The organism is Polystyrenella longa, assembly GCF_007750395.1.
Lineage (GTDB): Bacteria > Planctomycetota > Planctomycetia > Planctomycetales > Planctomycetaceae > Polystyrenella > Polystyrenella longa.
Genome location: NZ_CP036281.1, coordinates 1,076,949 through 1,089,281 on the forward strand (window position 1 = coordinate 1,076,949; position 12,333 = coordinate 1,089,281).

Annotated in this window: 7 protein-coding genes; 1 reads left to right on the plus strand and 6 read right to left on the minus strand. The window is 52.0% G+C overall.

Features of this window, described 5'->3' with window-relative positions:
• The first annotated feature begins 358 nt into the window (after positions 1 to 358).
• The gene (locus tag Pla110_RS04130; RefSeq protein WP_144993527.1) at positions 359 to 2,257 is read left to right on the plus strand and encodes a hypothetical protein; all 1,899 of its coding nucleotides are present in this window, start codon (positions 359 to 361) and stop codon (positions 2,255 to 2,257) included.
• 24 nt (positions 2,258 to 2,281) lie between these two features.
• Here the strand turns inward: Pla110_RS04130 and Pla110_RS04135 are convergent, their stop codons facing one another.
• The 6 genes from Pla110_RS04135 to Pla110_RS04160 all read right to left on the minus strand — a co-directional run bounded on the left by Pla110_RS04135 (position 2,282) and on the right by Pla110_RS04160 (position 12,299).
• Positions 2,282 to 3,613 (minus strand): DUF1501 domain-containing protein, encoded by a 1,332-nt coding sequence (locus Pla110_RS04135; protein ID WP_144993529.1) that lies wholly within the window; start codon positions 3,611 to 3,613, stop codon positions 2,282 to 2,284.
• 255 nt (positions 3,614 to 3,868) lie between these two features.
• Positions 3,869 to 4,495: a carboxymuconolactone decarboxylase family protein gene (locus Pla110_RS04140; RefSeq protein WP_197440495.1), complete on the minus strand. Its 627-nt coding sequence runs from the start codon at positions 4,493 to 4,495 to the stop codon at positions 3,869 to 3,871.
• A 225-nt stretch (positions 4,496 to 4,720) separates the two neighbouring features.
• Entirely contained in the window at positions 4,721 to 6,283 is a 1,563-nt protein-coding gene (locus Pla110_RS04145; protein WP_144993533.1) for a hypothetical protein, read from the minus strand.
• A gap of 91 nt (positions 6,284 to 6,374) precedes the next feature.
• Complete coding sequence (locus Pla110_RS04150; RefSeq protein ID WP_197440496.1) at positions 6,375 to 9,068, minus strand: VWA domain-containing protein; 2,694 nt, start codon at positions 9,066 to 9,068, stop codon at positions 6,375 to 6,377.
• 77 nt (positions 9,069 to 9,145) lie between these two features.
• On the minus strand, positions 9,146 to 11,122 hold the full coding sequence (locus Pla110_RS04155) for a vWA domain-containing protein (protein WP_144993535.1): 1,977 nt from the start codon (positions 11,120 to 11,122) through the stop codon (positions 9,146 to 9,148).
• A gap of 265 nt (positions 11,123 to 11,387) precedes the next feature.
• A complete protein-coding gene (locus Pla110_RS04160) occupies positions 11,388 to 12,299 on the minus strand; it encodes a DUF58 domain-containing protein (RefSeq protein ID WP_231742909.1) in 912 nt (303 codons plus the stop codon).
• Positions 12,300 to 12,333: the final 34 nt, after the last annotated feature.

Genomic DNA, 12,333 nt, shown 5'->3' on the forward strand with positions numbered 1-12,333 from the left:
TAGCTGCATCCGGCAGAGGTTTTGCTTTAATCCGGAGGGGGAAGGGACGCCTTAACCTGATCGGTTTATCATAAACGAACGGCTTGTTCACGGGAGACCATGAACAAGCCGTTTTTCTGCGCGCGAGTGTGTGTCCTTCTTTGCTGAAGCTCGTAAGGTCACTATTGTGAACTCGCTAGCTCCTACGGGCTCGAAACTCGGTCTTGCTTCAAAATGCAGATTTTCTTAGATTCCGCCCACTTTCTCTAAAGTTGGCGCCAGTTTCCGGCAACGCATCGATTTCGCGAGTGGTCAGATCGTACTCAGTACGTTCGGAGGAATGGTTCTCCAGATGACCCTCGACAAGGCCTAAAGCGTTGTGCCCAACTGGATTGATGTGGACAAAAGCATGATGAAAATGAAGAGCGACATATTATGTCTGGCGGTGCTCTGCCTGACGGGGTGTGCCTCCGTCGTGGAGACTTCCCGCTTTGCGCTCTTCGTTCCACCAGCTACAGACCAAGCTGTTACGCAGAAAGAGGAAGAAAGTAATCCGTTTTTACGCAACCAAACAAACGAATCGAAGACTTCAGAACCAAACAAATCTTCTGCAGAGAACGTCCCTTCGTCCAGCTCCGAGTCGAGCGACCCCGCTTTGGCAGGTTTCAATTTTGATCCCGAAACGACCCGCTTGATCTCTGAGCGACTATCGGAATTGCCTCCCGATCCCAAACTGCGAGCAGAACGCATTGCGGCTTGGAAAAAACTTTCGGCGACAGAAGTCAAACAGATCATTCGCGTGGAGCGATTAGCTGCATCCGTTAGCCAGCAGGAACAAAGTCTGGCGATGGCTAATGGGATGACTGGCGGCATTCAAACCGTATCAGTTCAAAAGCCTCCCGAAGAGGAGGTTCGTTTTGTTCCCAATCCCGAAGGGGGCCATTCTGGTCTTCCCGATCGGAGTCCTTTCCGAACGACCACCGCAGGATCAGTCGGCAACGCGATGCCCGGGGCTGCGAATCAGTTCCAAAGTACGCTCCCGGGACAAAATCTTCCCGTGACTTTTGTTCCCTCAGGGAACCCTCAGCCATTAACTCCGCTGGGAGCTTCGTTGAATCAAAACCAGCAGCTGAATCCAGCGGTCACTTCAGGGTCACCGCCTGGGGAAAATCCATTCATGCAGCAGACCGTTTCGGTGCCACCACTTCCACGGGCGGACACCGTCGTTCTGGTGCCTCAGCAGACAGTGAATTCACCCGGTCCCGCAAATGGCATGGTGGGAGCCCCGGCACAATTTGGCGGCCCAACCAGCATGATGGACTCGCAGAATCAGCAGATGCTGAACAATCCGGCTCTCGGAGAGACGCCCGGTGCCATTCCAAACGGAAACGATCCGAACACCGGAGGGTTTGTACGAGGTTTAACAACCGCACCGCAATCTCTGCGGCAATTCGGAGCCATGCTGACACGACCTTTCAATGGTCAGACCGGAGAGCAGGCCACGATACCGCAATTCGCAGAAGCACAGGCGCCGCTCAACGGAGCCCCTCCCGAGAACCTGATGGGGAATCGGGATGCGTTACTGGCACAGTTGATCTCGATAACCGAGCAGGAACTGGCCCAGTTAACTCCGGAACAACGGCATGACTATGTGCAGAAGAACGTCTACCTACGGATGCTCTATTTGATGTCGCAACAGGAAGAACGTTCGTTGCAGTACATACCGGGATTGGAACCTGCCAACCAGGAATTCTGGCAACAACTTTTCTGGGCGATGTCGAACTACTTCGATCAACAAGCCATTCCGGATGCACAGGCGAGAGCGACGCAGACGGTGGCACAATTACAAACAGCATCACAACGACTTCAAGAACAGGCGAACCTGGAATTACGAAACGTGAATTTCTGTCAGGAGATCAACAGCTTCGGGGATTACAAGAAGTTCGCCGAGGATGAATTTACGCCAGGCGAGCGGGTTCTGATTTATGCCGAGATTGCCAACTTCAAAAGCGAACTGACTTCCGATGCTCGCTACCGTACTTTGTTGAAAACAACCATCGAGTACTACCGGGTGAGTGACAATGGTGGCCCCGTCGCGACGGAAACGATTCAACCGAAAGAAGACCTCTGTCGCAATTACCGCCGGGACTTTTTCAACGGCTACAATCTCCACATTCCAGACAATCTTACGTCGGGCGAATATTACATGCGATTGCGGTTGGAAGACCAGCTAAGCGATAAGTTCGCCACCGAGACGATCAAGTTCCGCGTACCGTAAGAGAATCTCTCACCGAAGGCCTGCTTAGCTGACCAACTCGTCGATCACCGAGGCGCCCAGTGGGACCAGCGGAATGCGGCCTCCGGAGACTTCTTCCAGACGGGCATCGGGTTCAATACCCATGTTGTGATAAATGGTCGCCAGGATATCGGTAAAGTGGATCGGGCGGTCAACCGCTTCGCCGGCGATTTTATCTGTTTTGCCGAGGGCAAATCCAACATTCATACCGCCACCAGCCATCATCGCGCAATTAACGCGAGCCCAGTGATCGCGTCCGGCGTTGGCGTTGATCTGTGGCTTACGGCCAAACTCGCTACACACAACGACGGTTACATCTTTATCCAGACCTCGTTCGTAGATGTCTTCGATCAAAGCAGCGACTCCTTGATCGAATAGAGGGAGATGCTTCTTCAAGTGGTTGAAGTTATTACCATGCGTATCCCAGAAACCATAGGCGACGGTCACACAGCGGACGCCCGCTTCGACGAGCCGCCTTGCCTGTAGCAACTGGTCGTTCCACATAGGGGCACCATCGCCCAAGTGATTCGGGCTCCCTTTGCCGTATCGTTCGCGGGTTTTTAGATCCGCTTTTTCGACATCGAGTGCATCGACCAGCTTACTGGAAGTTAATACATCGAAGGCTTTCTGGTATGTCGAGTCCATCGCGGCGAGGGATTCGTCTGTATGTGCTCGTCGGACGTTGTCCATTCTTTCAAGCAATGCTTTACGGGAGCGAAAGCGTGCCTCGTCAACGAAGCGAAGTTTCATTCCCGCCAAGTCTTCACCATCTGCCCGTACTCCTCGCATACCAGCACCGAGTGATCCGGCGCCCGGAATATTGTAAGGACGATGTCGCATGGTCGGAAAAAGGTCGATGAAGGGAGGGACAACCGGGTCGGCGGGACCTTTGAGTTTGGCAATGACGGAGCCGAAGTTCGGCCGTGCGTCTCGTAATGCTTCGGATTGCGGATAACCAGTTAAATTCTGAAAGCTGCTGTGTTCATCGCGTTGACCGACAATGGTACGAAGAATCGCCATGCGGTCGGTCACGTTAGCCAGATTTGGTAGTAATTCGCAAACCTGAACGTCCGGTACTGCGGAACTGATTGGGGAGAACTCACCCCGGATTCCATCGGGAGCGTCGGGTTTCAGATCGACGGTGTCCTGATGCGGCAGGCCCCCGGTCAGGTAAACCATGATGACCGATTTTTCTGAACTTTTCTGCTGACCGGATTGTTCGGCTTTGAGCAATTGCGGGAGGGCCAACCCTCCCATCGCGAGGGAGCCAATCTGAAGAAACGATCGGCGGGTTACGCCGTCGCAATATTTGTGGCCGTCTCCTAGTAATGTCAGCATCAGGCAGGTCTTTACTCTGAGGGAGGACCAGTCGAGTCCGTGGGGAGCAATCGGGCTGAGGACTGGAGGCATACAGGTTGGGAAAGAGGATGGGACGGACACCCAGAAGATGAAATCAGGATGTCTCGTTTAATCCGGAAGGATTTCGTCACTCGGGGAAAAGTCGAGTGACGAATAATACATCAATTGTGATTGATGTTCGTCCTCCGGTCAAGTAAATCCATACCTGAAGCGAGGTTGTAACGATTAATAGGTTCAGGGAGTGACCGAGTTCAAAAACTGAACTCCCGCCAGCATGGTGGCGGTACACTGGATTGCTTCCAGAATCGCTTCGTCTTTCACCTGCAGTGAACGTGCTTTTGCCAAGTGTCCTGTAACACAGGGTTTACAAGCATTTAAGTCACTCAATGCGATGTTAATCAGCTCAATGGTGGTTTCGTCGAGCGACGTGTTTGTGAAGGTGTGTGCTCGCAAACCGACTGGCAATCCCTCGAAGAGGTCGCTGCCGCTGATGTCGCGGAATTTGAAGAAGGTGTTGTACATGCTATTGGTCGCAGCGACGGCCAGAACTTCCTGAAGTTGCTGCTCGGTTGCTCCCAGCTTCAGGGCACGCTGGTCAAAGAAGTCGATCCACGGTTTGCAGCGATACAGGGAACTGACAGAGAGCCCGAGGTAGGCCTTCATTAATGGATCGAGTTTTCCCTCTTTGATGACGAACTTCTTGAAGTTCATGAAGAAGTCCTGCAGGAAAGGAGGGACCCGGGCATAAACCAGAAAAGGTTCGGGAACGGCGTCCAACTCCAGCATGTCTTTGATGCGGTCGTAAGTCTGTGCGATTTTGTCCTGTGCTTCGGATTCAGGTAAGGGGATGATGGTCGTCATGAAATCAAAAGTCCAAATCAATAAAGTCAGAAAAAGGGAAGACACGGACAGCTGTGGAGAAACAGATGTGGAGGAGGAGATCGCTCTCTTCGCTGCCATTATAGTCGAGGGCGGCGCGAAGTCGAGGAATGGGACGATTGGGATTCATTCGATGTCGCGCATAAAAAAGCCCACCGGGAGGGCGGGCTGAGGGCGAATGCTCGTTTGAAATGAGAACCCCTTTTCTTACGGCGTTTCGGCGGTTCCCTCTTCCGGATGAAGTTCTGATTGTCCGGGGCGGATCAGCTCGAAATATCGCTGGATGGTTTGGCGGTGACCAAGCGGAATCGGTTCGCTATCCAGAACGGTCTCAGAGATTTTCTGATACTCCTCGTAGACTTCGTTGTAAGAGCGACCGGCCATCTCACGACCTTCAGGAGAGTTGGACGTTTCTGTTTCTGTCGGACCATCGCCTGCCTGGCCTTTGATTTCCTGACGGTTCCGGTTGGTGTTGATTTTGGTGGCGTCTCCAAACAGATTGCCGCTGGTCGCTTTCCCGAAGGTGTTCGATGGGCTGGTTGACTTCTTTTTATTCATCCCTTCGGCCATAGAGTTTTTAGTACCATTGCAGCTACCTGAGCAACTGGAACTACCGCATTTGGAGCACATGCCACTCTGACATGCTTTGCACTGTGATTTGTTCATATTGAGTTTTGACATTTGCATTGCGAGCAGTCGACTCAGATTGTTTCTCAGGGAATGGCGTTTTAATTGATTGGCCATATCCTTGCTGGCTTTGCCGAGGGCTCCGGATTGTCCGCTGTTCAGAGCGTCTGACATTTCGGAGGTGGTCTGGGAAAGTTGTCCCTGTCCGGCGTCTTTCATTTGTTTGGAGAGCTTCTTCAACTTTTCGGCAACGGCTTTGGCTTCTTTGCGTTCCAGTTCGACGTTTTCCAGTTTTTCAAATTCATCGGCGGCCCCTTTGAAGTCTTGAGCTTCCAGTTTCTGGGCGGCTGCTTTCATAGCGTCGGCAGCCATCAGTGCAGCTCCCATCGCCTTCATCTGAGCGTTGACGGCGTCCGGATTGTATTCTGCCTGTTCTGCGGCAAGTGCTGCCTGCATTTCAGAGATGTTGGCGAGAGCCTCTTTCACATCGACTTCAGGCTGTTCCATCTCTTCTACTTGTTCTTTGAGTTGTTCGACGAGTTCTTTCATCTCGTCGGTCATCTCATTCTCTTGCGACCATTCCTCCAGCTCTTTGATATCTTTTTTCATCTCTTCGGCAACTGCGAGCAGCCCGGGGTTGGGTTCGGCGATGGAGGCAGAGAGTTGCTGGTCTTCACCGGGGAACATCACAAACAAACCGACGACGGCCAGCAGCGCGAGGGCGTAGGGGAAGGCGCGAGGCGTGCGGAAAGGAACGACCTGTTTAGCATTGATGTTATCGATTTTATTCAGTGTATCTGCAACCTGCAGTTTTTCGAGAGTGACATCCTGCGTGTGCTGGGAGAATTCCAAGGCGGAGAGGGTGTGGTCCTTGAGTTTGTAAAAGCGGTCCACAGCACTAGCAGCGACGGCCCAGGGGAGAAACCGAAAATAACCGATGAGAAAACCGAGGATCGGTCCTGCGATCACGGTGCTCCAGATGGCATACTGAGAGAGGAGACCGGGCGAGAGCCAGAGCGCGATGTACGCCAGCACGGCAAAGGTATTACCGGCAAACATGCCGACCGCTGCGAGTTGAAAACCCGATTGCAGACGTTGTCGTTGACGAACGTTCTGCAATTTCTCAAGCAGGAGATTCTCCATGGTGTTTCTCCAAAGGATGGTTGTTTATTTCCGGTTGCGCGTAACCTTAGATATTAGTTTACGAAATGGTGCCGAATTAGCAAACAGTGTTTCAGGAACTTGCCTGCTTTCCAACCCATCCGGGAAGGAACAGGGAGAGGTCGATTCTTCGTAACGCAACGTCAATCAGAAACAGAAGTAATGCAGCGGCAAGCAGATAGGGCCACAAGGGGGTCGGGCGTCCAACCGTCTGAGTCTTATTTTGGAAGATTTCCTCGACAGTAGGGTCGTATTTGCCACCGGACATTTCCGCCAGAGATTCGAGTAACTCGGTGTTGGTCGGTTTCAGGCGGAGTTCATCAGGGTAACCGACGATCAAACCGCGAGATTGCTGAAACTGAATCTGCCCCGATTGTTTTTGAGTCAACTCCAGGTGATAAGCTCCTGGTTTGAGTACATCGAAACTGGTTTTGTATTTTCCTGGACCAATTTGATCGAGAGAGATGTTCTGCTTTTTAAGGAGTGGGTCGATCAAAGTCAGTTCGGTTTCCGCGTTGTTCAGGAACTGTCCCATCAGGTTGACAGCGTCAATTTCGAGAGAGGCCGTCTGGTCTTGTCGGGTCAGGTCAACATTCACTCCGCGGTTTTCGCTTTTACGCATCGTGTGACGAACCAGTTGTGCCCAGAATTTACTGTAACCGGGCCAACTGAGCCATTCTGCCGCCCAGCGGGAATTGGCATCCGATGTGAACGCGACTGACATTCCCAGGCCATACCGCCACCAGACGAGTAGGGGGTCGCCCGCCTCGGAGCTGAGGATGATTTCGGAGGTTGCTTTAGGGCGAGTGATGACGTAACCGAGCAGGAAGGGAGCGTTGCCAATGTCGGTGTCATCCAGTACGGGCGTCGAACGGATTTGCTGCGGAATGAAGGGTTCTTCATTGATGGCCGACTTACTGGCCGTCATGGTTTCTTTGGCGAAAATCTGCGGGATAGAGGCCGGGTCGGTCGTGAAGTAATACCGGCCTTTGCCGATCTGGGCGATCTCCTGCAACATATTTTGGTCTGCTCCATCACCCACGCCCACGGTGGAGAGAGTGATTCGAGATGAAGCCATTGTTTGCGAAATGCCGGCGAAGTCACCCGGTGAAGAATGGCCGTCGGTAAGGATGATGACATGTTTCAGTTTGGCGGCGACGGACTGCAGCCCGGTGTAAGCCATGTCCATCGCAGGATACATCGTGGTGCCCCCTCCCGCTTCAATCGAGCGAATGCTATTCACTAATGTCGACTTTTCGGAACGGGGACGAATTTCACTTGCCCAATAGGAACTTCCTTCGAAGGCAATGACACCAATCTGGTCCCGAGGACCTAACAGTTCGACCGCGCTGACGGCCGCCTCTTTAGCGAGTTCGATTTTCTGTCCTCCCATCGAGCCCGATTTGTCGATGATGAGCACCATTGCGAGTGATGGTTTCTCTTTCTCTTTTTCAAAGTCACTGCGAACAGGGAGGACTTCTTCCATGACTGTCTTGTAGTAGCCCCCAAGTCCGAACGACTGGTCTCCACCGAGCATGATCAGTCCGCCACCCAGTTCGGAGACATACGTCCGGATGATGTCCATCTTATGCGTGGAGAGATCGGTAGCGGGAACATTGGAGATTAGGATGGCTTCGTAGTTTTGCAAATCAGAGAGGGTGTCGGGCAAGCCTTCGGGCGGGCGGGTATCGACGTTGATTCCTTCTTCTTCGAGAGCCCAGGCGAGAAACTGGGATTGTTCGGGCTGGCTGTCGACTAACAAAACCCTGGGTTTACCAATGGCATAGACCAGGCCGGAAGCCTGATTGTTGTCGACGAAGGTGTCCTGCTTCGGTTGAATGGCGGCGGAAAACTCAGCCAGACGTTCGCGTTCGACTGTCTGCCGGAACCGAAAACGGTTTTCACCGGCGGTGATCTTTTGAGTTTCTTCAACGACTTTGTGGGGACCACGAAACATCTGAATGTCGATTTCGTCATCGTGATTTGAGTTGATCACCACTTCGACATAAAACGGTTCTCCCTGCGCGACTTGGGCAGGTACGAGAACTTCCGAAACCTGCACTTCCGGATCGTCGCGACCGGGAAGGGGGACAGTGTAAATCGGGATGTCGGAATAGGCGGCCGTCTCCAACGCAGAACCCGCTGTTTCGTTTCCTTCGGTTAGAATGACGATGCGGGGAACATAGTGAGGAGGAATCGCGGCGCGGGCTGTTTCTATCGCCTGCGCAATGTTGGTCCCTCTTCGTGGATCGGTCGGTGGATCCCGTTTGTCAGGAATTGATGTAGGAGAAGAATCGGTCTCAGGAGCCTCGTCATCGATTTCGTTGTCGGTCTTGGGACGTTCTTCGTCAGACGTAGCAGGTTGGTTCTGAATGGAGCCAGGAGGCACCAGTTGTTTGAGTTCCGTTTGTACCAGACCGGGATGATTGGCGAAGGGAACGAACCGAATCTGTTGGTCGCTCTGGAGGTTATTCGTCTTTTGCAGGAACTCGGCCGTGGCCGCTTCGGCCTCTTTACCGACGCTGAGACTTTGGTCGACAGCGACGACGACGAACAGTTCTTTTGAGGGAGTGAGAATCGTTAACCCGGCTAAGGCCAATACAAGAAGGAGAACGATGCCTGCCCGAGTGAGGAGCGAGAGAAGACGCTGCCGGTGAGTGAAATCGACCAGGCTGCGATAGAAAAAGAGAACGAGGAGCGGCAGCCCAAACAAGAGCATCAGCCAGAGCGGGTGAGTCAATTCGAGTTGCAGGTCGCTGTTCCACATGATGATATCAATTTTGTCCGTCAGGAAGTTTCCTCAATGAGGAGTGATTATCCGTTCGTCGGGGCGTGCTTGAGTTGTTAATCGATCCAGCGTCGTTGATAGAGGTACCATTCCACACAAGTGAAAATCGTGGCGAAGAGAATCAGGTAAAACCAGAAGGGACTGAAAGAGAACCCTGCTTGTTGTAGTTTCCGTAAAGAGTCCGAAAGTTCCGCAACTCGCAAATCAGACTCCCGGCTGTTCGACAGATTGCAGGCAATCTCAATAGTGGTGTCTGGCTTGGATGCGGTTGTGTCTGCTGACTCGCTGTTGGAGTCGTCCATTATTTCTGTTGAAGAAGGAATCGCTGCCAGTTTCCACAGACCGACCTGGTTCAACGGGCCCAACCACAATTGATTGTTCTGGGCGATTAATTCTTCTTCTGTTTTCTCCGGACTCGTCAAGCGGATTTTAGTGACTTTACTTGTAACGCGTTCGGAACTGGCCACCGTGCTGGCCTCGATGGGAGTTGTCGTTGATGTTGGTTCTGCCTGATGCGGTTCCAGTCGAGAGACGTTTATCTGTTTTACGGAACCGGTGGCGACTGACTCCAAAAACTCCGATTCTGTACCGCTGAACCAGTTCAGAGCGTTACTCATTAGAATGGGAAAGGCTGTTCGTAGCGGAAGGTCACCTTCCTCCAGGCTGGCATTCAGCACAATCACTTTCTGGTAGTCGTCTTCATGACTGAAGAAGATCGGGATTTCTCCGACAGACGAGGCGAGTTCTTCAATTTCTGTTTTAAGTTCAATCTGACGGGCTTCGGATAGCAGCACATTGTCCAGACGAACATGGGCCATCAGCTTCGATTCTTTGTTTTGACTGGCGATGAGAGGAGAGGATTCTTTTTCACCGATAGTCCATAGATTGGTCGAACTAATCGGCTCGATTACCAGTACGTTCCCGGAAGGAATTGTATCTGGTGTTTGTCGATGAAACACGAGGATGCTGTTCTCGGGGACGAATTTGGGCTGTTTATTAACCAGTTCGAGTTCCACGAGGGGGATCGCATTAAAAACCTGTTCGAGGTAGCGATTGCCTTCCGAAACCAGAATTACTTCCTGTGGTCGCAGTTGAGAAAGAATGGCATAGGCTTCGTTGTCGCTTGCGAGAGCATCCTCCTGGTCGAGAGTCGCAGTCAGAATTCCGCCAGTGGAGGATGTATATTCGAGGACTTTGGACCAGGTCTGGTTCGGTTCGAGCTTGAGAGGAATGACATCGACGATGTCGTTTTCGAGTTCCATTTCCAAACGGGTTTCAGCAGCCTTGTCGGACTGGTTAACGACTTCCACCAGAACTTCGTAACCGACGGGATCCATCAAATTGCGACGAATCTGAAACTGGGTGATTCCGATATTTGATGTGTCCGTTTTGCCATACAACTGAGTGAAGACCTGCTCCTGAGCAGCGAGTTCTTCAAACTTGGCAAATCCCCCGTCGGTCATCAGGACGATGTCGCCGTTGGGATGTCCTTCGATCAGACTACGGGCCAGTTCGAGTGCTTCGTTGAAGTCGGTGGGTTGGTCGGTTGGAGCAATATTATCAACGGCCCGATGTAATGTGCGGTGATGGCCAGTCAGTCCCGTGACGACTTCGGCTGTGGCTCCTACAGCGATCAACGCCATGTCGTCGCGACTGCGGAGAGTCCGGATCATGTCGTGGATGTCGTCTTTGGCCGCGTCGAGTCGGTTGCTGGAACTGACGTCATTCGCCTGCATACTGGCAGAGTGGTCGAGCAGAATTACTAATCGTCGTTTCTGGTTTGTTTCCCAGAAGAAGAGGGGATCCGTTAAGGCGAGGGCGAGTAACGCGAGGAAAAGAAGTTGCAACAGGAGTGAGAGCAGGTGCCGCAACTGTTGCCAGATGGAACGAGGTTTCTTTTCTTCGTAGATCTGATTCCAGAACATCGTCGTCGAGACCGGTACGCGTCGTAACCGGATCTTCAGCAGGTAGAAGACCACGATCGGAATCGCAAGCAAAAACCAGAACAATGCTGCAGGGGATGTCAGAGTCATATGGAAATCTGGGGAGTAGTGTTTTCAGAGAATTACGAACAGGGCTCGCGAGGGATAATTGTTAAAGAAAGAATTTATTGTTGTCTGGTGTGACCATCATTTTCTTTCAGCACCAAGGCAAGAAGGATTTAATGGTGGCTGGGTACTGATGACGTAAGTTGGCTAAACGATTTTTAAAAGAAATTTTCTTCTTAGTGTTTTTCTTCGAGTCTTCGAGTTTAAAAAAAACTGAACTCAATCAGCGTGTTGAATTGAACTGACAGCATCAGCTTCGGACGATGTTGGATTCTTTAAGCATACGGAGAATCAATTCATCGAAAGGGACGTCCGCAGGGGAGACGGTGCAGCCCATGCCGTATTGACGACAGTACTTCTGAACTCGTTCCATAAATTCACCGTAAATCTTTTTGTATTGTTTTAATCCGCGTTCGGTGATGGTGACTTTATTGACGATGTTCGACTCCATGTCGAGGAGTTCGAGTTCACCACGAAGGGGCGGGTCGGCTTCTTTAGCGTCGAATAGTTGTAATACGTGGGGTTCATAATGATGGTGTCTCAGGATGTTCAACCCTTCTTCGAACCCATGCGGGTCGTACAGGTCGCTGATTACGATCACGACGCCACGTCGCTGTTGACGTTGGACGAACGACTTCACCAGGTGAACCAGGCTGGTGTTATTCCCTGCCGGTTGTAAATTCTCGAGGAATCGCATCAGTCCCAATATCTGTGCTTTTCCTCGAGTGAGTGGGTAATCAGCCAGGATGCCATCCGCAAAGCCCATAATGGCAATGCGGTCGAGGTTGGACAGCGCCATATACGCGAGCCCGGCCGTCATCTGACGAGCGAGATCGAATTTCGGTGGCGTTCCAAACCCCATACTGGGAGAGCAATCAAGCATCAGATAGAGGTGTAAGTCTTCCTCTTCCTGAAAACGTTTCAACAGCAGTTCATCATGACGCGCGTACAGAGACCAGTCGATATGCCGGAAGTCGTCGCCCGGTGTGTAATCCCGGTGGTCGGCGAACTCGACTCCCGTACCGAGTTGGCGCGTTCGTTGCTGTGCCAGCAGTTGACCGCGAAAGACACGACGGGAAACGATCGCCAGGTATTCGAGCTTTTTCAAAAAGTCGGTATCAAACAAAGGCATCGCGAGGGGGCTCAACTTGGTGAAAGTCAAAGAAAACAGGATTCATTCAGAGCGACATTAACCG